The sequence below is a fragment of the Brooklawnia cerclae genome (genome assembly GCF_011758645.1).
Taxonomy (GTDB): Bacteria; Actinomycetota; Actinomycetes; order Propionibacteriales; family Propionibacteriaceae; genus Brooklawnia; species Brooklawnia cerclae.
Genome location: NZ_JAAMOZ010000003.1, coordinates 52,752 through 73,255 on the forward strand (window position 1 = coordinate 52,752; position 20,504 = coordinate 73,255).

Sequence of the window (20,504 nt, forward strand, 5' to 3'; positions counted from 1 at the left end):
GCGGGTCCATGGCGCAGAGCACGTTCCCGGGCACCACGTTCCCCGACACCGCATTCCCGGATGCCGTGCCGGTGGACGCCGCCGAGCGCTGGCGGGTCCCCGAGGCCGTGGCGGCCCCGGACGTCTCCCGGGTGACGATCGTCGGGGCTCGCGTGAGCGACGCGCTCGGGATGCGTCCCGCGGGCTGGGCGGTGGCGGGCGTCGTCGTCCTCGTGGTGGTGCTCGGATGGACGCTGCGCTGGCAGGAACTCCGCCTGGTCGCGGTCTTCGCGGGGCTCGTGCTGGGTGTCGCGCTGTTGTTCACGATCGGCCATCCCAGTTTCCAGGTCGACCTCCACGTGCCCGACCGGCGCGTGGTGGTGGGCGAGGTGGCCTCCGGCGGCCTGCGCCTGGTCAACACCGCGAACCGGCGCAACCTACCCGCCCGTATCGATCTCCCGATCGGCGATCGGGTGGCCTCGTTCGACGTCCCCAGCCTTGCCCCGGGGGGATCGAGCGTCGACGAGTTCACGATTCCGACCGATCGGCGCTGCGTCCTGACGATCGGTCCCGCGCAGTCGATCCAGGGCGACCCGTTCTCGCTCACCGGACGCCAGACCGAGTGGACGACGACCGTCGAGGTCTTCGTCCACCCCCGCACGGTGCCGCTGGCCGGGCGGCAGACGGGCTTCGTCCACGATCTGGAGGGGCATTCGAGCACGCGCACGGCGGCCAGCGACATGAGCTTCCAGTCGCTGCGCGAGTACGCGCCCGGGGACGATCGGCGGCAGGTGCACTGGCGTAGTTCGGCGCACATCGGCAAGCTCATGGTGCGCCAGTTCGAGGAGACTCTCCAGTCACGCGTCGCGCTCGGTATCGACCTTGCCGCGGTCTCGTACCTGGGCGCCGACGACTTCGAACCGGCCGTCAGCGTGGTCGCCTCGCTGGCTCTGCAGGCCGTGCGCGAGCAGAATCCGCTGACCCTGTTCCATAACGCCGAGGCGATGCCCGCGGTCAGCGGCCCTCGCGCTCTGGACGAGTTGTCGCGCCTGGAACGCCGGTCGCGTACCGATCTGCAGACCCTCGCCAGCACGATGATGCGGCTCGATCCCCAGGCGTCGGTGGTCATGCTCGTGACCGGGGCGGGCAACACCCTCGACACTCTGCGCCGCGCCTGCGCGGTGTTCGACCTCGACACCCGCGTGGTCGGCATCCAGGTCGATCCGGCGGCCCGGATCATGGTGCGCAACGTGGCCAACGTGTCACTGGTGCGGATCGCCGAGTTGTCGGAGTTGCCGCGAGCGATGAGACGGGCGATGCCGTGATCGCCGCGCACGAGGACGGAGCGACCGGGCTTCGACCGTCAGCGCTGACCGGGCCCGTCGAAGCGGTCGGCGCCCGACGGGCCCGGCCGTCGTCCGCGGCCGGTGCTGTGGCGCGTCTGCCCCTGTACCTCGATGCCATCGGCCTGGCCGCGCTGGCCGTCGCCCTGGTGATCGTCCTGCTGCCCGCCTACGGCAACGGCTGGGTCTGGGTGACTGTGCTCGGGGGCACCGCGCTCGGCATGGGACTCGCCCTGATCAGCGCGAGAAGGCGCTGGAACGCGTCCCTCACCGCCCTGGTCGGCATCGGCGCGTGGTTCGTCCTCGGGAGCCCGCTCGCGATGCCGGATTCCGCGATCGGCTTCGTCGTCCCGACCCTGCGCACCTTGGAGGGGCTCGCGACCGGTCCCGTGACCGCCTGGCGCGACATGCTCACGATCGCCCCGCCGCTCGGCACCACCTGGAACCTCATGACGGTGCCGCTGCTGCTGGCGCTGGTGTCCGGGCTGCTCGGCACGACGATCGCCCGCCGCTCGTCGGCCCCGACGCTGGCCTGGGTGCCGTCCCTGGCCGCCTGTCTGATCGGCTTTCTGCTGGGCACCCATCACAGCGTCGCCCCGCTGGCGGTGGCCATCGGCATAGCTGTGGTCGTGCTCGTCTGGACGACCGCGCAGCGCGCCCGGGCCCGCACCACCCTGGTGCGCACCGCATCGCGCCGGCGGCTGCCCAACGGTCTCACGGGGGCGCTCGTCCTGGCTGTGTGCACGGCCCTGACCGTGGCCGCTGCGCCCTTCGTCGATCCCCAGGAGTCGCGTGTCGTCCTCCGCGAGCTGGTCGAACAGCCCCTCGACGTGCGCGACTACGCGTCCCCGCTCCAGGGTTTCCGGGCCAACATCAGTGAGCACGAGAACGACGTCATCATGACCGTCGACGGGGCTCCGGCGAGCGGGGTGATCCGCGTCGCCACGCTGGACGCCTACGACGGCCTCACCTACAACGTGTCGAACGCCGACGTGGGGTCGCAGATCGAGTTCCTGCCGGTCGGGGCGCGCATCGAGGACCCGACGGTCGGTGAGCACCACACCGTCGCCGTGACGATCGGCGACTACAGCGGCGTGTGGCTGCCCAACACCGGTGCGACGCTCGACGTCGAGTTCCTCGGGGACCACGGCGTCGACCTGTCGGACAGCTTCTACCACAACATGGGGAGCGGGACGAGCATCGTCACCGCCGGGCTGACCAGCGGTGACAGCTACGTGCTGGAGGCCGTGTCGCCCGCAACCCCGACCGAGGCCGAGATCAGGGACGCCGCCGCCGGTTCGGTGACGCTGCCCGAACCGGGCGATGTCCCCGACCGGGTGCGCGACCTGGCGGCCGTGTGGACGAGCGGGGCGTCCAGCGCCGGGGATGCGGCGCTGATGCTTGCCGACCGCCTCTCGACCACCGGGTGGTTCAGCCACGGGGTGGGGCAGGACGCCACTCCGTCGCTGCCCGGCCACTCGTTCTCGCGGCTGTCCACCCTGCTCGCCGACGAGGAGCAGATGGTCGGGGACGAGGAACAGTACGCCGTCGCGATGGCACTCATGTGCCGGGTGCTCGGCATCCCGGCGCGTGTCGTCTACGGCTACACCGTGCCCGAGGGCGGGAGCGGGGAGGTGCACGGCTCCGACGTCGGCGCCTGGACCGAGGTGTACCTCGACGGCCTGGGCTGGGTGATGTTCGACCCGACCCCGGCGCACGACCGAGTGCTGAAGCAGTACGACGACAGTGAGAACCCCCAGACCCGCCCGCACGTGGAGAATCCTCCGCCCCCGCCTGAGCGTCCCGAGGAACCGCCGTCTGACAACCGGATGCCTGTCGACCCGGCGCCCGTGCCCGAGGAGAACGACCGCATCGATCTGGGGCAGGTGCTCGGGTTCACGGCAGTGGTAGGGCTGCCCGTCGTCATCCTGCTGGGGCCGATCGCGCTCGTGCTCGGGCTCAAGCATCGTCGCCGGAAGATGCGCATGAACGCGCCGGAACCCGCCGGACGCGTGGCCGGGGGCTGGGCGGAACTGCTCGACCAGGCGCGCGACCTCGGTACCACGATGTCGCCCTCGGCCACCCGCACCGAGCAGGCGGAAAGGCTCGCGGGCACGTACGGCAGGCTGGAGCAGTCGATCGACACCATCCGTCTCGCACGGCAGGCGGACGCGTCCACCTTCGCGCCCGATCCGGTGAGCCCGGAGCAGGCCGCGTCCTTCTGGGAAGGCGTCGATCAGGCCATTCGCGGGCTGCGTGATTCCGTGACGCGCAGGCGGGCCGTCTGGGCCAGGCTGTCCCCGCGCTCGTTCCGGACGTTCCGATAGTGTTCGCACGGGATACCGGGATGGCAGCGAGGGAGGCGCCCAGATGAGCCAATCGGCGGCGGGTGGCATCGTCGTCGCCCCACTGGGTGCCCGATTCGGGGCCGCTTTCGTCGATCGTCTCGTGCCGGGAGCGCTCGTCGGGCTGTGGGCGTGGCTTTTCGCCGGGCTGCAGCTGGGGGGTTGGCTCATCTACAGCGTCGCCTTCGCGATCGGGCTGTTGGGCTGGGTCATGGCGCAATGGTGGCTGTACGCGGTACGCCGTGCCGGGCTCGGGTTCAGGCTCTTCGGCCTGGAACTGGTCGGTCTCAAGGACGGTCGGCCGATCGGCTGGGGCCGGATGTGCCTGCGGACGCTGATCTCGCACGCGCTGTGGGCGTTCGTCGTGCCGGGCGTGATCATGGCGGTCTTCCTGGTCGTCCAGGAGCGCAGGCAGGGATGGCCCGACCTCGCGGTCGGGTCGCTGGCGATCGCCCGCCGTGCGAGGACCCCCCAACCGGCGATGGCCCCGGCGTCGGCCATTCGTCGAGGCAACTCGACTGTGGGGCTGCCACCGCACCTGCTGTCGAACGCGTTCGCGGCGCAGCCCGATTACCCAGCACCGTCATCGCCCATCGACCACGCGCCGATAGACCACACACCGGTCGGGCAGGCGCTGATCGGCCCGGCACCGGTGAGCCAGGCATCCCCGGGCCAGGGGGCTCCGGGGCAGATGCCGACGGGACAAGCGCCGACAGGGTGGGGTCCGGTGGGCCAGGGACAGACGGGCCAGTCGGCGTGGGCGCCGCCGGTGGCACCCACCGGGCAGGCGCCTGCCTACCAGCGGCCGGGCGAGGCGTCGTCCTACCTGGCGTCGCCGTACCAGCAGCCCTCCCCGTCGGCACCGCCGTACCAGCCGGGCCCGGCGTCCACCCAGCAGTTCCAGCCGGGGTCGGCGTCCGCGCAACAGCCCTATGCGGCGTATCAGCAGTCGCAGCCTCCCCAGCAGGGGTGGCCCTATCCGCAACCCGCCCAGCCGCAGCCGTATCAGGCGGTGCAGGCGTATCAGCCCCCGCAACCGATGCCGCCCGGCCTGCAGCCGCCCGGTCAGCAGGGGGCCGTCCCCCCGCCGCCGCAACCGGGAAACGTACAGCCGCCCTTGCGCATCAAGCCTCGTCAGGCCCCGAGCGACGACATCGACGGCACGCGGTTGGTGGCGGCACCGGGCCGCGGGACGCGTCCGGCGACCGAGGGGTGGCATGTGCGGCTCGACGACGGCCGCGACATCCCGGTGAAGACCCTCGTGCTGATCGGCCGCAACCCGCAGCCCAGGCCCACCGAGCAGGACGCCACTCTCGTCCAGGCGGGCGAACCGGCGAGGACCGTCAGCAAGACCCATCTGGCCCTGGGCGTCGACTCCAAGGGCATGTTCGTGCTCGACCGGGGCTCGACCAACGGCACCGCGTTGATGACGTCCTCGGGAGCCCTCGAACCGTGTGCGGCGAACGCGATGGTGCGCCTGCACGAGGGGCAGGTGGTGTCGTTCGGGGAGCGGCAGTTGCAGGTGCTGCGCTACCCGGCGTCGTCCTCGCGTTCCTGAGCGGCCGTTCCGCCCGAGCGAAGGCCCGTCCTGGGTATCCGGCGTCGTTTCTCGCGATCGGATCCCGGTTTGCGGCCCGCGCGGCCCGGTCATGTGCGCCGGGCGTGACTCAGTTCCTTCAATCTCCGTTGAGGCTTTCCCGTATTCTCTGTGGCTACGCCAGATGCATTTGGCCAGTAGCTGACACGACGAATTGAAGGAACTGTGTCACGCTACTGGCCGTCGCGTTCTGGAGGAATGTCGATGCGGCTGAAGTTCAGGTGCGACCGGCTGGCAGTGGGGCCGCGTTGGCCCTGGTAGTGCGAGCCTGTGGTGGCCGACCCGTACGGGTGATCGGCGGCCGAACTCAGGCGGAAGAAGCACAACTGGCCGACCTTCATCCCGGGATACAGCTTGATCGGCAGGGTGGCCATGTTCGACAGCTCCAGTGTCACGTGGCCCTGGAACCCGGGGTCGATGAACCCGGCGGTGGAATGGGTGAGCAGGCCAAGCCGACCGAGGGACGACTTGCCCTCCAAGCGCGCGGCGATGTCGTCCGGCAGCGTCACGTATTCGTAGGTGGCGCCGAGAACGAACTCGCCGGGGTGAAGGATGAACGGGTCAGTTCCCGAGGGCGAGACCATGCGGGTCAGCTCCGACTGGTCGGTGGCCGGGTCGATCGCGTCGTACCGATGGTTCTCGAAGATGCGGAAGTACCTGTCGAGCCGGACGTCGACGCTGGCCGGCTGCACCATGGTGGGGTCCCACGGGTCGAGGCGAACCCGTCCAGCATCGATTGCGCTGATGATGTCGTGATCGGACAGGAGCATGTGCGCCAATCTAGCCGACCGGGCAGTGGCCGACGGCAGGGTCGGGATGTTGCCCGGGACGGCAGGGGTACGCCGGCTGGATAATGGACGCGTGCAGGGATGGCGTCCCCAGGGCAACGAGGTCGAGCCCGCTGCGGCGGGAATGGATCCCTCCGGCCTGCTGGCTGCGGTGGGTGAGGCGGAGGCACGTGGTGGACGCTGGCAGCTGGCCTGCTGGCGGGGCGCGCGCTGCGTGGTGGACCGATCGTCCCATGCGACCGGGCCGGATCTGTTCTGGCTGTGGTCGGCGTCCAAGCCCTTCATGACCGTGCTCACCTGGCAACTCGTCGAGGAGGGCGTGCTCGGCCTCGACGACCGGCTGACGCGCTGGTGGCCCGAGTTCACCGGGCGGGGCAAGGATGCGGTCACGATCCGGCACGTGCTGCAACATCGCTCGGGGCTGCCCACGGGCCCGGGCGGCCCTCTGGCTGATGCGCTTGTGATGCATGACTGGGCAGCCTCACGGCGCCGCTACGAGCGGGCACGACCGCGTTGGCAGGCCGGGCGAAAACCCGCGTACGAGTATTTGTCCTACGGGTTCCTGCTGGGCGAGGTGATCCAGCGCGCCACCGGACGAGCCGTCGGCGACCTGGTGCGCGAGCGCATCTGCGTCCCCCTCGGGCTGGCCGACACGTTCCTCGGGCTGCCCGAGCCCCTGCTGACTCGCGCGGTGCCGTTGCGTGTGGCCGAGCCGGGCGGCGTGGTCGTCGAACGTGTCGTCAATTCGCCTCGGACGCGCACGGCCGTGATTCCGGCCGGAGGGGTGTCGTCGACGGCCGCCGACCTGGCCCGGTTCTACCGTGACCTGGTCGCGTGTGCGGCGGGCGAGGGTCGCCTGCTGACCGGGGGTTCGTTGGCTGCGGCTCGCGCCCCGAGCACGGCGGACGACGAGATCGACGGCCTGCTGCGCTACCACATGAACTGGTCGCAGGGTTTTCAGTTGGGCGGTCCGGCGGTCGGACGCCCGGCGATCGAGCCGATGGGGCATACCTCGAGCCGGGCGACTTTCGGACACAACGGCAGTGGGGTCTGCATCGGCTGGGGTGACCCGACCTCCGGGCTCGCCGTCGGGTACACGTGCAATCTGATGCGAGGCCCGAGGCGGGACGCAGCCATGATGGGACGGCTCGCGGACGCGCTGCTGGGGGCGTGCCGGTGAGGCCCGGCATGTGTGATCTGTGGCGTTGGACGGTGCCAGGGCATGGCGGAGACGCGACAGCTCTTCGGCCGCAACGGCATCGGCATCTTCCCGGTGCAACTTCTCAGGCGGCCGGTTGCGGAGTCGGCACTCGTCGACGCGATCGCTCTGGTCAGTCGCGAGAGGGCACGGGCTCGCGGACGATGACGTACCGCCAGACGCCATGGACGAGCACGATGCCGCTGACTGCCAGCGCCACCCATCCCACGGCGGCGGTGACGATCGCGCTGACGGGGTCGATCGGCACGGGGGAGCCGTAGAGCTCCCGGTGAGCGGTGAACGCGTCGAAAGCGATGTATGCGGGCAGCGCGACGCACGCCGACACCGCGAGAAGGCCTCCATGACGACGGGCGGCGTGAATCCCCGACAGCAGGGCGCTGGCGGCGGCTCCGGCGACGACGTAGAAGGCCGTCTCAACGGCCATGCTGCCGATGTCGACGAACGACTCGACATCGGCGTCGGCCGGGTTCTGGAGATCGATGGCGAGTCTGTCGTAGACGCCGGCGTGGAGATCGGCCAGGTAGTAGGCGAGCACCGCTGGAGCGTAGAAGGCCACGCCCCGGAGGAATCCGTCCTTCCACGACCGGCCCGGCCAGGTGGCGATCAGGCCGGCCGCGAGCCATCCCCAGGTCGTGCCGAGAACCTTCGACACGTAGGCGGCTGTCTCACCGCCCAAGCCGTGATTGACCGCCGAGGTCAGCCACCCGAACATCGCGCCGCACACGAGGGCAGGCGCGGTCCTGACGAGGGTGGATCGGGTCGACGAAGTCATGGCGCCATCCAGAGGCAGGAATGTGCTGGGGAGGAACGAGGCTCACCGTAGCATCCGGGTGAGTGGTACTCAGCCGCGCCGGACGCGTTCGGTGGATTCCCTCAACGACAGCGTGAATCCCAGCTCGATGGTCCGGGGCTGGTCATCGTCCCCGAGGACGAGTTCGGTGGCCAGTTCGCCGGCCTGCACGGCGTCCATGGCCACCGATGTCAGGGGAGGGACGGCGTCGCGCACCGAGTCGATGTCGCCGAAGCCTGCCAGCCCCACGTCACGTGGGACGCGCAGGCCCGCTTCGCGCAGCCGCCTCATGGCGCCGAGGGCCATGAGGTCGTTGACGGCGAAGAAGACGTCGGGCAGCGGCCACGCGTCGAGCAGGTCGCCCATCACCGCGTACCCGCTTTCGCGGGTGTAGTCCCCGCGCACGCGCGTGAGGACGCGTCCGCCCAGTTCGCCGACCGTCGAGATGAAGCTCTCGGTGCGTTGCACCGACGTCGGCTGCTCGTCGGGGCCCGAGATCACCGAGAAGGTGCGATGCCCCAGGTCGAACAATGCCGTGGCCAGGGCGGCAGCACCACTGTGGTTGGGCAGTAGCAGGTTGCTGACCCCGGGCACCTCGGCCCCGACCGTGCTGATGCGCGCGCCGGTCGCCGCGAGCCGCCGCAGCGACTCGGCGAGATCGGGAAGGGCCGGGTCGCCGGCCCATACACCGCCCGCCAGGATGAGTGCCCGCACCCGCTGGCCCGCCATGAGGTCGACGACGGGCGCCTTCGCCGAGGCCATCAGGCCCGTGGACGACAGGGTCACGATGCAGCCGTAGCGGGACGCGGCGCTGGTCACTCCAGCCGCGACGGACGCGAAATAGGGGTCGGAGATGTCGTTGACCAGCAGCCCGACGTTCGACGAGTGGCCGCGGGCCATGGTCTGGGCGGCGGCGTGCGGCAGATAGCCGAGTTCGTCCGCGGCGGCCGCCACCCGCTCCCGGAGCTCCGGGCGGACGCTGCGCCCGGGTGACCCGTTGAGCGCCCGGGAAGCCGTCGCCAGGGAGACACCCGCGCGGCGTGCCACGTCGCTGAGGGTGATCACTTCTCAGCCGCCCCCGCAAGGATCGCTGCGCTGGCCGAACACCCGATGCGTGTCGCGCCCGCCTCGATCATGGCGATCGCGGTGGCGTAGTCGCGGATGCCGCCGGAGGCCTTGACCCCGAGCTGGCCGCCGACGGTCTGCGCCATCAGCTGGACGGCGTGGACGCTGGCCCCACCCGCGGGGTCGAATCCGGTCGAGGTCTTGACGAAGTCCGCGCCGGCGCGCTCTGCGGCCTGGCAAGCCGAGACGATCTCGTCGTCCGACAGCTTCGCGGACTCGATGATCACCTTGAGCACCCCGGGGACCTCGGCCTTGACCCGTGCGATCTCGGCTGTGAGGTCGTCGAGTCGCCCGGCGCGCAGCAGGCCGACGTCGATCACCATGTCGACCTCGTCCGCGCCGTGGGCGACTGCCTCGCGGGCCTCGGCCGCCTTGACGGAAGGAGTGTGCTTGCCGGAGGGGAAGCCGCAGACGACCGCGAGCTTGACCTCGCCGAGATCGGCCGCGACGGGAAGCATGCTGGGCGACACGCAGATCGACCAGGTGCCGAGCCGCACCGCCTCGGCTGCCAGGGATGCCACGTCGTCCGCCGTGGCATCGGGACGCAGCAAGGTGTGGTCGAGGTACTTCGCGAGCTGCGCGGGGGTGAGGTCCATGTCGCTCCTTCGGTCGGGCACTGACCAAGCCTAGTTCCCAGGGGCCCGTAAACTGGGCCGGCCAGTCTTGCGTCCCACAAGCTTTCGCAGGTGCGGGTTTGCGGTTGCTGCGTGAGGGGATTGCAGACAGGGTGTCGATAGCGCTAACATCTCTTTGTGTTAGCGCTATCGACGATGTGGCGCTTACGGTCATACAGAGCAACGGAGCTAATCATGACTGACATACAGACTTCGCTTCCGGACGATGCCGCTCAGGCGCCACTGAAGAACACCAGACGAGCGGCGATCGGCGCTGCGGTCGGAAGTGCCATCGAGTGGTACGACTACAGCCTGTACGGGGCGGCCGCCGCACTTATTTTTAACCACCAGTTCTTTGGCACTGGGTCTCAAGTAGGTGGCCTGCTTGCCGCCTTCGCGACGTTCGCGGTCGGATACCTCGCACGGCCGCTGGGCGGAATATTCTTCGGGCATCTCGGTGACAAGGTCGGCCGAAAGCCGGTCATGGTCCTCACGCTGGTCCTGATGGGTCTGTCAACGACGCTGGTCGGTTTCCTCCCCACGTATGCCACGGTGGGCGCGGTGGCTCCCGTCCTGCTCATCTCGCTCCGCATTCTTCAGGGGCTAGGCGCAGGTGCCGAATATGCGGGAGCGGTGACCCTGTCGTCGGAGTCCGCGCCTGCCCGGCACAGAGGTTGGTACGCGTCGTGGTCGCCAGCAGGTGTCTGGATCGGCTCGGCCATCGGGTTGTTCGCATTCCGTGTCTCACTGTCCCTTACGGGTGACAAGTTCGAGGTCTGGGGCTGGCGCATCCCGTTCCTGGTTTCCGCGCTGCTCCTTGTTGTTGCCTTCCTCATCCGGGAGCATGTCCAGGAGACCAAGGCGTTCGAAGAGGTCAAGAAGGCTCGTGAGGAAGGAACGACGCAGGACAATGTTCCGCTCGTGAGCCTGCTCCGGTCTGAGAAGAGGCGCTTGTTCACCGCTCTGGGAACGAACTTCATCCTGACCGGCTATTCCTATATCTCCCAGACGTGGATCCTCAGCTACCTCACGAACGACATCAAGATGGCGGCGGGGATATCGCTAGTGATCCAGGCTGTACTTCTTACTGTTGGAGCGGTGACGGTGCTGTGCTTCGGACGAGTCAGCGACACGTTCGGGCGTCGGCGTCTCTTCTTGTGGGCGGCTGGTCTGGGAGTGCTGTGGCCGTTCCCAGTCTTTGCGATCATCGATCTGAAAAACCCTGTGCTGACGACTTTGGCCCTTCTGGTTTGCTTTGCTGGATCGGTCGCCGCAACATACGCGGCGCAGGCGGCCATGCTGCCGGAACTGTTCCCCTCGGCTCTGCGGTACTCGGGCATCGCCTTCGCACGAGAGGTGTCCGGCGCCTTGCTGGGTGGCACAACTCCCCTTATCGCCACCGCTCTTCTGGCCTGGGCCGGGCACTGGTGGCCCGTCGCGACGTGGATGGTTGTCATGGCCACAGTGGCCTTCGCCTGTGCGTGGTATTCGAAGAAGTTCCGGCGCGACGATGAGCAGTGGAACGATGCGTCCTTCCTGAATGGCGGAGTCGAAGCATCGAAGGAGGTCGGCTGACATGGAGCTTCATGCACGCTACTTCGAGGACTTCGAAGTGGGGGAACGCGTCGAGTGCGGCTCCCGCACGATCGGGGAGGCCGAGGTCGCGGCGTTTGCGGGTCTGACCCAGGACTTTCACCCGGCTCACATGGACGTAGTCTTCGCCACGAAAGAATTCGGCGGACGCCTCGTTCACGGCGCGCTAACTTTTTCGGTCGTCGTCGGGCTGACGGTGGAGTACAACCCCTTGGCCTTCGCGTACGGCTATGACCGCATTCGATTCCCCAACGCCATGAAATGTGGTGACACGATCACCGCCGTCTCGGAGGTCGTGTCGACCCGAATTCACGAGAAATCCGGTCGTGGCCTGGTGGTCAAGCGGTACACGGGAACCAATCAGGAGGGGCTGACTGTGCTGTCGTGTGAGCACACATTGGCAGTCGCCCGCCGTGGTACATCCGCCTGAGAGGGTGGAGGGCTGCGCTCCTTCGTGTGCGAGGTGCGAGCCGCGCATCGCACCGGTGAAGACAACGGATCAGAAAGGACGGGTTGGGGAATGTCAGTGACTATGGGTCTACCGGCCGGGGCATTGGATGGCATCAAGGTCGTGGACTGCAGCGTAGCGATGTCCGGGGCGTTCGCGACGCAGAGAATGGGCGATCTCGGCGCCGATGTCGTCAAAGTCGAACCTTTGAAGGGGGAATGGCAGCGATATGCGGCAGCCGGTGGAGCCCAAGGCAATCGTATGAATGTCTCCTTCTTGTCGCTCAATCGAAACAAGCGATCCATCGCGTTGAACCTCAAGTCGCAGAAGGGACGCGACATCGTCTACGAGATGGTGGCCGACGCCGATGTTTTCCTGCAGAACTATCGTCCGGGCGTCGCGGCGCGACTCGGTGTGGACTATGAGACGCTCAGGCAACTCAATCCCAAACTTGTCTACGTATCGATATCGGGCTACGGGGAAGACGGTCCCTATGCACATAGGCCGGGGCAGGACATGATCCTCCAGGGAATGTCTGGGCTCATGATGTGTGCCGGCCGCAGGTCAGACCCACCCGTTCCTGCAGGGATATTCCTTGTTGACTCTCTCACCGCCAGCGCGGCTTTCGAAGGTGCCATGGCGGCACTGATCTGCCGTGGTCGAACAGGAGTCGGCCAACTGGTGAAGGTAAACATGTTGGATACGATGGTCGCTATTCAGCAGCAGGAGATTTCCGTCTTCACTGTCGGCAAGAAGCCTCAGCAGCGTACTGACGAGCCCCATGCTCACTGTTATATCCGAGCTCCCTATGGGGTTTTTGCGACGGCAGATGGGTACATCGTCGTGGCCATGGCCCGATTGAAAGAACTGGGGGCGGTCGTGGGCGAGCCTGCGTTCGAGCAGTTCGACGAGGAGGTCGATGGTTGGGCTCGCCGGGATGAGATCCACCGGATGCTATCCGACCGGTTGGTCACGCGTACGAGCGACGAGTGGCTTATGGATCTGGAAGCTGCCGGGGTCTGGTCGGGACCGGTGTACGGGTTCGCGGACCTACTGGAAGATCCCCAGGTCAAGCACAATGGCTCGTTCATCACCTACGACCACCCGACCGAGGGGACTGTGACCGTTCCTGGCTACCCGTATCAGTTCTCCGCGACGCCGCCTGAGGTGCGCAGGGGAGCCCCGCTGGTCGGCCAGCACACAACGGAGGTTCTCCGGGGGCTTGGCCGGTCCGAGACGGAGATCGAGGGCCTCCTCGGCGAGGGTGTGGTGGCCCAGGAGGAACTGTGAGTTCATACACGGGACTCACCTGGGATCACCCCCGTGGTTACCAGCCGCTCGTGGCCGCCGAGGAGGTGTGGCCGGGGCTGATCACCTGGCACACGCACTCTCTCGAGGGTTTCGAGTCCAAGCCCGTCTCAGAGCTGGCCAGCGCATACGACCTGCTCATGATCGATCACCCGCACGTCGGGGAAGCGAGCGCACAGAGGGCGCTCCTCCCCATGGACGAACTGATCGACCCGGAAACCCTGCGACGGCTTCGCGAGGACGCGGTGGGGGCCTCGTTCGATTCTTATGTGCTCGACGGGCACGTGTGGGCTCTGCCCGTGGACGCCGCTTGCCAGGTGGCGGCCCTGGCCCCAGGGCGCATGGACCCTCGCGAACTGCGCGCCTGGGCACTCCGGCCTCCCTCATGGCAGGTGTTGGCGGACGAATGCCAGCGGCCCAGCGGCCGGATGAGCCTGCCGCTGGCCGGCCCTCACGCGTTGCTCGCCTGGGCATCCGTCTGTCGATCCAGGGGGGTTCCCTTGGTGGACGCGAGGGGCTATGTGGCTCCGGAGTCGCTCGGCGTCGAGTGCCTGGAACTCCTGGCCCGGGTGGTCTCCTGCTGCGACGCGGAGGCCCTGTCGGACAATCCCATCGGGCTTCTGGATCGTGTGGCAAGGGGGTATCTGGACTACTGCCCGGCGGTCTTCGGCTATGTCACCTACGCGTGTCAGAACGACGTCGTCTTCCTCGATGCGCCGAGGTGGAGCGACCTGTCGTGCAGCGGATCCACTCTAGGAGGTGTCGGCGTGGCCATCAGCAGCCGCGTGACGGATCCTAGTGCCCTTGTCGACTATGTCTTGTGGCTCACCAGCGAGGCGGCGCAACGCACGTTCCTGCCCGACCACGGCGGTCAGCCTATGAGGGAGTCGGCCTGGGGGGACGAGCGGGTGAACGACCTGAGCAACGACTTTTATTCAGGGACACTTCGAACGTGCCGATCTGCCTGGGTCCGTCCGCGCTGGGCTGGGTTCAGCCCCGTGCAAGAAAGAGCGTCTGCCGAAGTGAGAGCGTATTTGATGGCAGGAGGGGACGTAAGGGCGACCGTGCGTGGGGTCAGGGATCTCCTGCTTGACGGTTCCCGCACGATATCAGGCGGTCGGCGGCCCAGCGGGCGCGCCGCACAAGGGGTTCGGGAGGCGGATCGATAGTGCGGTTCTGTGGCTCAGGACAGGTACCACTTGACGAGTTCAGCGCGTGGCTGGGAAGTCGCGACGGCGTCCGGTTCGATTCGTACGAGCGGTTGTGGCAGTGGTCGGTGGACGATGTGGAGCGGTTCTGGGCGCGTCTCGTGGAGTTTTACGAATTGCCCCTTCGAGGGGATCTCGGAAAGGTCCGTACCGCCGGGGCCATGCCGCGATGTGTGTGGTTTCCGGATGCGTACATCAATTGGGCGGAGGTGATTCTGACCCCGGCCGTGGATCAGCGGATGAAAGACCGGCCTGCAATCATCGGATATGACGAGAACCTGACCAACTCGGTGCTGACGTGGGCACAACTGAGCCAGCAGGTCGCGTCGTTGGCCGCTGCCCTGCGTGACCTGGGCGTGGCCAAGGGCGATGTCGTCGCAGGTGTCCTCACCAACTGCCCCGAGACGGTCGTCTCGTTGTTGGCCACCGCCTGCATCGGAGCAGTGTGGGCGGTCTGTTCACCCGAATACGGATACCAGGGTGTCGTGAACCGGATGGGACAGCTGTCCCCGAAGGTGCTGATCGGGGTCGACGCCTATGAGTACGGCGGGCATCGTTGGGACCAGCGCGGCCAACTTGAGCGTGTAGCGGACGCGTTGCCCAGCTTGCGGACCAAGATCGTCGTTTCCCGGACGGGGAACGACACCTCATGGGAAGGGTGGTCCCGTTTCACGGATCTGGTGACGGACCTCGCGTCTCCTTGCTATGCAAACACGGCGTTCAATGATCCCCTGTGGGTCCTGTTCACCTCCGGGACCAGCGGACAGCCGAAGGGAATAGTCCACACTCATGGCGGAATGGTTCTTGAGGGACTGAAGACAAACAGCCTTCATCGTGGGCTCACGCCGGGTGATCGCTACTATGCGGCGGGGAACACGTCGTGGGTCATCTGGAACCAGTTGGTGCTCTCGATGCTGACTGGCGCGACCATTGTCACGTATGACGGATCGCCGAAATACCCCGATGTGTTGCGCCACTTCGAGGTCCTTCACCGGGCGGAAGCAACGGCGTTCTTTGTCGGTTCCGCCTACCTTCACCTCGTGTACGAGGAGGGCGTTCACCCGGCGCGACAATACGGCAGAGGGACGCTGAGCCAGGTGTTCACCAGCGGGTCGGTGTTCCGCCCCGCAGCGTGGAGGTGGCTCCAGGCCGGGTTCGGGGATGATGTGCGAGTGACGTCCGAATCCGGTGGAACGGAAGTGGCTTCGGCGTTCATCGGGCCTAATGCCTGGACGAGGCCGAGACCGGGTGTGATCGACGGCCCGATGCTTGCCACCGACGTCCAGGTGTGGGACGACTCCGGACGCCAGATCCGGGATCGTATGGGAGAACTCGTCATCGTCCAGGCGATGCCGTCCATGCCGGTGGAACTGTGGGGCGACGAGGACGGCACGGCCTACCTCTCGACCTATTTCTCCCGGTTTCCCGGGACATGGCTCCATGGCGACTGGGCCACGCGGTACTCCCATGGAGGTTTCGTGGTCCACGGCCGCTCGGATGCCACCTTGAACAAGAACGGCGTGCGTGTCGGAACCGCGGAGGTCTACAACGCCTTGACACGCGTCCGTGAGATTCGGGACTCCCTGATCGTCGGAATCGAGCTCGAGGACGGTGAGTACTTCATGCCACTGTTCGTGGCCTTGGCCGCCGGGTCCGAGTGGTCAGAGGGGCTATTCGAGGAGGTGACCACAAGAATCCGGGCCGATGCCTCTCATCACCATCTTCCCGACGTGGTGGTTCCCGTCCCCGCCATCCCTGTCGGCAAGACGGGCAAGAAGCTGGACATCCTGGTGAAGAGAATCCTGCTCGGTCGGGTCCACCGTGGTGACGCGGTGTGCGAGTCGGCTTCGGATCCGGATGACCTTGATTGGTTCTTCGGCTTCGCGTCGAGGCTTCGTTCCGGCTGGCGGCCTTCCGGCTGTTTCCAAGAGGTCCCATCTGCTCGGGGCTGACACGGACTGCCGCTCGTTCGTGTGCCATGTCGTGGGTCGACGCCAGACGTGATGTCGACCTGCAGGCGGTGCGGGTGCACGGCAGAACCGTAGTCCTTCGATCGATAGGTAGCGCTAACAATCAGGATTGTTAGCGCTACCGCAACATAGGCGACGCACTCCGTCGATAGCAATGGAGCTGAACATGATCAACCAACAGGCAGACCTTCCGTCCAGTGCCTCGTCGCAAACGGCCGAGAACGGTAGGCAAGCAGCGACCGGTTCCTCGAACACGACTGCTACCACCGACCTGTTCGATCTGCGTGGGCACGTCGCGCTCGTTACCGGTGCGGGGAGCGGGATCGGCTACGCCATCGCCGAAGGACTCGCGGCTGCTGGGGCGCGGGTGGTGATCAACGGTCGCAATGAGCGTAAAGCGCAGGCTGCCGTCGAGCGCATCGGGGCGGGCCGTGCCCGTCGCCAGTGTTTCGACGTCACTGACCCGACCGCGATCGGGTCAGCTTTCGATCTCCTGGAGAAGGAGGGCTGGCCGATCGACATCGTGGTCAACAATGCCGGAGTCCAGCGGCGCGGTCCCATGCTGGAGTTGACCGAGGACGACTGGCATACCGTGATCGACGGCGATCTGACGTCGGTGTTCCTCGTCAGCCGGGAGGCGGTACGTCGCATGCTGGCGAGGGGATGCCGCGGCAAGATCATCAACGTCGCTTCGTTGGCCTCGCAGATCACGCGTCCGAACGTCGGGCCCTACACCGCGGCCAAGGGTGGGGTTCGGCTACTGACGCAAGCTATGACTGCGGAATGGGCACCGCTGGGGATCTGTGTCAATGCATTGGCGCCGGGCCATGTGAAAACCGAGCTGACGGCGAGTTTGGCGACGAACTCCGACTTCGATCGATGGGTGGAGAGGCGAACTCCGCTCGGCCGTTGGAGCACTCCTGACGATCTCAAGGGGCCTGTCGTCTTTCTGGCCTCTGCGGCGTCGGACTATGTGACGGGGCAGACATTGTTCGTCGACGGCGGCACGGTGGCGGTGATGTGATGAAGGCAGTGGTCTATGAGGCGCCCGGGTCGGCCGCACTCGTTGAGGTCGAACGTCCCACCGCGGGGCCCGGAGAAGTGCTGGTCCGCAACGAGTACATGGGTATCTGCGGCTCCGACCTGACCATCGTCGCCGGCAAACATCCACGCGCTCAACCGGGGCAGATCATCGGCCACGAATCTGTGGCCACGGTCATCGGTCTCGGTCCGGGATCGAAGGGGCTCGCCCTCGGGGATGTCGTTGTTCCCGAGCCGTTGCTGCCTTGTGGAAAGTGCGAGACATGTAAGCGGGGCGAGACCCACGTCTGTGACGATCTACGTCTCTACGGCGTCGAAGAGCCTGGCTCTCTCGCGGAAGCGACGGCGTACGAGGCTTCGCGGCTGCACCGGGTGCCGGCGGGAACCTCGCTCCGGGTGGCCGCGTTGGTGGAACCGTTGGCGGTGGCTGTGCATGCCACCGGGCGGGCGCCGCTCCGAGAGGACGATCGGGTGCTGATCGTCGGCGGCGGCCCAGTGGGAGCGCTGTGCGCGATCCTGGAACAGCGGGTCGGCGCGCGGACGCTCGTTGTCGAGCCCAACCCGGTTCGCCGCGCTTTGCTTCAGAGGCTGTCTCTGCAGGCGGTGGAATCGACGGATCGGCCGGAGGTGGCCGAGGTCGGCCGGACTGGCTTCGATGTCGTGCTCGAGTGCGCGGGGGTCGCCTCAGCCGCGCGCGATGCGCTGAAATGGACGAGGACTCACGGCACCATGATCGTCGTCGCCCTGCACAAGGACGCGGAGGTGGGATTCGATCTGCGTGGGCTCTCCAGGGCGGAAAAGACCGTGACGGGGACCCGCGTGTACAGCGGGGCGGACATCGATCGGGCGATCGCCATCGTGGCAAGCCAGTGGAAGGAACTGGAGGAGTTTCCCGTGTCGCTCTTCCCGCTGGCCGATATTGACGCGGCACTCGACGAAGCCCGCCTGGGTCAGAACTCGTTGAAGACCCTGCTGGTGCCATGAGGGGAGATGATCCGTGACCGGAGCATGGAGTTCTGTGGTGAACTCGAAGAGCCGTGCACCCCCGATCCGATAGGTCGAGGTCAGGCGCTTCCGCGGCGTACGATCTGGTAACCCACATCGACCATCGCGTGGTCAGATGTTTCGCCACGGAGACGCTTCAGCAAGAGGTCGGTCGCCTGCCGCCCTATCGCCATCCCGTCAACGCTCACGGTGGTCAATGGGGGATTGAGGTGCCGGGCTAGTTCGAAATCGCCGAAACCAGCGATGGCCAGGTCGTCTGGCACCCTGATTCCTTGTCGTTGCGCCTCGAGAAGGGCCGCGGAGGCGAACACGTCGGACGCGAAGACAAGCAGATCGGTGTCGGGATACCGCTCCAGCGCGATGCCGAGCATCTCCGTACCGGTTGACATGGCGATCGCCCGATTCTGTAGCTCCACCAAGCGAGGCGGATCGTCTGGCGAGATCTCACGCATGGCCTGCTTGAAGCCGTCCAGCCGCCGGATGGCTCGGTGATCGCCGGCGCTGATGGTGCACGCGAAGGTGATCGCGTGGTAGCCCGTGTCATGGAGTCGGTGGACCAACTCGCGCATGGCCTCCTGGTTGGAGAAACCTGCCAGTGCGTCTACCGGATCGTCGTTCCAGTCCCAGGTCTCCACGACAGGCGCGCCGTAGGCGCGCAGCAACCGAACGGTCTCGCTCGTGTGAACCGTTCCGATGATGATGAAGCCATCGGGACGACGTTGGATGAAGCTGCGGACGAGTGCCTCTTCGCGCAACTCTTCGTAGTTCGTGAAACCGACGATGAGCTGATACCCGGCCGGTGTGAGGAGACTCGCGGCCGCCCCAAGCGTGTCGGAGAAGACCGATGTGGAGATGACGGGCAGGATGGCGGCGATCGTGCGACTGCGATTCGATGCCAGGTGGCTTGCCGCCAGGTTCCCTAGATAGCCTGTCGACTTCACCGCGAGCTCGACTCGTCGTCGTGTCTCCTCGGAGACCTCTTGGGGCCTGTTGAGCGCCCGCGAGACGGTCTGAGCGGACACTCCGGCGGCCTCGGCGACGTCGAGCATGGTCACCGATTGGGTTGCTGATCGCGTTCTCTTGCGCCGTGTCCCACTCATTCAGCCTCCCAAAACCGACTGGTCGAGGTTATCAAGGCGCGAGTCCTGGTGAGAAATGCAACACAGGTGGTCAGAGATTCTTGCGATGGGTCCGAGCCGCGAGGGATTGACCGCACGGCCCGAAACGTTAGCGCTAAACTCGTCTGGTCGAAGTGGACGGACGCCCATGACGGGAACCAGGGCTTGGAGTCTCCGGTCCACACCGCAGATGGTCCCCCTAACCAGCAATCGAAGGAGAGGCATGTGTGACTGCCCGTCGTCGGCCGAGATTCTCGTCTCTGTCGACCGTTTCGTGGCCACGGTGACGTTCAGTCGTCCCGCCAAGCTCAACGCGTTGACGCCCGAGATGGCTGCGACGCTGATCGATGTCGTGGACTGGTGTGACCGCAGCAATGAGGTGCGCGTGGTCGTTTTCACGGGTGCCGGGGAGAAGGCATTCAGCGCCGGTTCCGACATCAGCACCCTCGCCTCCTACGCGACACCATGGGATTTCCGCAATCGAGTCGACTATTGCGATGCCATCCGACGCTCGCGCAAACCGGCGATCGCAGCTATCAACGGATACGCACTCGGCGGAGGGTTGGAGACGGCACTCAGCTGTGACATTCGTATCGCCTCCGAGCGGGCGCATCTGGGCGCCCCCGAGATCAAGCTGGGATGGATCGGTGGAGGCGGCATGGCGGCGCTCCTCTCCGCGGCGGCGGGCCCGTCCAACGCGGCACTCATGCTCATGACCGGCGAACCCATCACGGCCGAGAATGCTCGCGAGTGGCATCTCGTCAGCGAGGTCGTGCCCCACGAGGAGTTGCTTGACCGGGCGCGGGAGATAGCTGCCATTGTCGCGCGGCGAGCACCGATAGCCGCGGAGACGGCAAAGGTGAACCTGCGGGCACTAGCCGGTATGTCTGTGGAGCAATCGCTGCAATATGAGCGTGACCTGCAGGCCATCTGTTTCGCGACAGCAGACGCACGCGAGGGCCGACGCGCTTTCGCCGAGAAACGTGACCCGACGTTCACACGGAGCTGACCGC

General features: G+C 66.7%; 17 protein-coding genes. 12 read left to right on the plus strand and 5 right to left on the minus strand.

Annotation, left to right across the window (positions count from 1 at the left end; translation table 11 throughout):
- Nucleotides 1-8 precede the first annotated feature (8 nt).
- From FB473_RS14865 to FB473_RS14875, 3 genes are read left to right on the plus strand one after another with little or no spacing between them, the layout of a single operon-like run.
- Complete coding sequence (locus tag FB473_RS14865; protein ID WP_167170501.1) at nucleotides 9-1,304, plus strand: DUF58 domain-containing protein; 1,296 nt, start codon at nucleotides 9-11, stop codon at nucleotides 1,302-1,304.
- Nucleotides 1,301-3,649: a transglutaminase domain-containing protein gene (locus tag FB473_RS14870; protein ID WP_167170505.1), complete on the plus strand. Its 2,349-nt coding sequence runs from the start codon at nucleotides 1,301-1,303 to the stop codon at nucleotides 3,647-3,649. Before FB473_RS14865 ends, FB473_RS14870 begins: the two co-directional genes overlap by 4 nt.
- Before the next feature lie 43 nt (nucleotides 3,650-3,692).
- Entirely contained in the window at nucleotides 3,693-5,225 is a 1,533-nt protein-coding gene (locus FB473_RS14875; protein ID WP_167170508.1) for an RDD family protein, read from the plus strand.
- Nucleotides 5,226-5,437: 212 nt separating this feature from the next.
- Here the strand turns inward: FB473_RS14875 and dcd are convergent, their stop codons facing one another.
- Entirely contained in the window at nucleotides 5,438-6,034 is a 597-nt protein-coding gene (dcd, locus tag FB473_RS14880) for a dCTP deaminase (RefSeq protein WP_167170512.1), read from the minus strand.
- Here dcd and FB473_RS14885 point away from each other — a divergent pair.
- Nucleotides 6,033-7,232, plus strand: coding sequence for a serine hydrolase domain-containing protein (locus FB473_RS14885; RefSeq protein ID WP_167170515.1), 1,200 nt, complete (start codon nucleotides 6,033-6,035; stop codon nucleotides 7,230-7,232). The genes dcd and FB473_RS14885 overlap by 2 nt on opposite strands.
- Nucleotides 7,233-7,383: 151 nt before the next feature.
- On the opposite strand, the gene FB473_RS14890 is transcribed toward FB473_RS14885, so the two are convergent.
- The 3 genes from FB473_RS14890 to deoC all read right to left on the minus strand — a co-directional run bounded on the left by FB473_RS14890 (nucleotide 7,384) and on the right by deoC (nucleotide 9,782).
- The gene (locus FB473_RS14890) at nucleotides 7,384-8,043 is read right to left on the minus strand and encodes a hypothetical protein (protein ID WP_167170518.1); all 660 of its coding nucleotides are present in this window, start codon (nucleotides 8,041-8,043) and stop codon (nucleotides 7,384-7,386) included.
- A gap of 69 nt (nucleotides 8,044-8,112) precedes the next feature.
- Nucleotides 8,113-9,108 (minus strand): substrate-binding domain-containing protein, encoded by a 996-nt coding sequence (locus FB473_RS14895; RefSeq protein ID WP_167170521.1) that lies wholly within the window; start codon nucleotides 9,106-9,108, stop codon nucleotides 8,113-8,115.
- Nucleotides 9,109-9,122: 14 nt separating this feature from the next.
- Nucleotides 9,123-9,782 (minus strand): deoxyribose-phosphate aldolase, encoded by a 660-nt coding sequence (gene deoC / locus FB473_RS14900; RefSeq protein ID WP_167170524.1) that lies wholly within the window; start codon nucleotides 9,780-9,782, stop codon nucleotides 9,123-9,125.
- 156 nt (nucleotides 9,783-9,938) lie between these two features.
- Between deoC and FB473_RS14905 the strand changes: the two genes are divergently transcribed.
- The 7 genes from FB473_RS14905 (at nucleotide 9,939) to FB473_RS14935 (ending at nucleotide 18,352) form a co-directional block, all read left to right on the plus strand.
- On the plus strand, nucleotides 9,939-11,375 hold the full coding sequence (locus FB473_RS14905) for an MFS transporter (RefSeq protein WP_167170527.1): 1,437 nt from the start codon (nucleotides 9,939-9,941) through the stop codon (nucleotides 11,373-11,375).
- Nucleotides 11,341-11,823, plus strand: coding sequence for a MaoC family dehydratase (locus FB473_RS14910; RefSeq protein WP_208390839.1), 483 nt, complete (start codon nucleotides 11,341-11,343; stop codon nucleotides 11,821-11,823). The genes FB473_RS14905 and FB473_RS14910 overlap by 35 nt, the downstream gene beginning before the upstream one ends.
- A 90-nt stretch (nucleotides 11,824-11,913) precedes the next feature.
- Nucleotides 11,914-13,131, plus strand: coding sequence for a CaiB/BaiF CoA transferase family protein (locus tag FB473_RS14915; RefSeq protein ID WP_208390840.1), 1,218 nt, complete (start codon nucleotides 11,914-11,916; stop codon nucleotides 13,129-13,131).
- Nucleotides 13,128-14,318 carry a type 2 periplasmic-binding domain-containing protein gene (locus FB473_RS14920; protein ID WP_167170530.1) on the plus strand — a complete coding sequence of 397 codons (1,191 nt, stop codon included), beginning with the start codon at nucleotides 13,128-13,130 and terminating at the stop codon, nucleotides 14,316-14,318. The genes FB473_RS14915 and FB473_RS14920 overlap by 4 nt, the downstream gene beginning before the upstream one ends.
- Nucleotides 14,318-16,309: an acetoacetate--CoA ligase gene (locus FB473_RS14925; RefSeq protein ID WP_167170533.1), complete on the plus strand. Its 1,992-nt coding sequence runs from the start codon at nucleotides 14,318-14,320 to the stop codon at nucleotides 16,307-16,309. Before FB473_RS14920 ends, FB473_RS14925 begins: the two co-directional genes overlap by 1 nt.
- A 184-nt stretch (nucleotides 16,310-16,493) precedes the next feature.
- A complete protein-coding gene (locus FB473_RS14930; protein WP_167170536.1) occupies nucleotides 16,494-17,351 on the plus strand; it encodes an SDR family oxidoreductase in 858 nt (285 codons plus the stop codon).
- Complete coding sequence (locus FB473_RS14935) at nucleotides 17,351-18,352, plus strand: zinc-dependent alcohol dehydrogenase (protein ID WP_167170540.1); 1,002 nt, start codon at nucleotides 17,351-17,353, stop codon at nucleotides 18,350-18,352. Before FB473_RS14930 ends, FB473_RS14935 begins: the two co-directional genes overlap by 1 nt.
- An 80-nt stretch (nucleotides 18,353-18,432) precedes the next feature.
- Here the strand turns inward: FB473_RS14935 and FB473_RS14940 are convergent, their stop codons facing one another.
- Complete coding sequence (locus FB473_RS14940) at nucleotides 18,433-19,422, minus strand: LacI family DNA-binding transcriptional regulator (protein WP_243864046.1); 990 nt, start codon at nucleotides 19,420-19,422, stop codon at nucleotides 18,433-18,435.
- Between the two features lie 292 nt (nucleotides 19,423-19,714).
- Here FB473_RS14940 and FB473_RS14945 point away from each other — a divergent pair, with 292 nt between their 5' ends.
- Entirely contained in the window at nucleotides 19,715-20,500 is a 786-nt protein-coding gene (locus FB473_RS14945; protein WP_167170546.1) for an enoyl-CoA hydratase/isomerase family protein, read from the plus strand.
- Nucleotides 20,501-20,504: the final 4 nt, after the last annotated feature.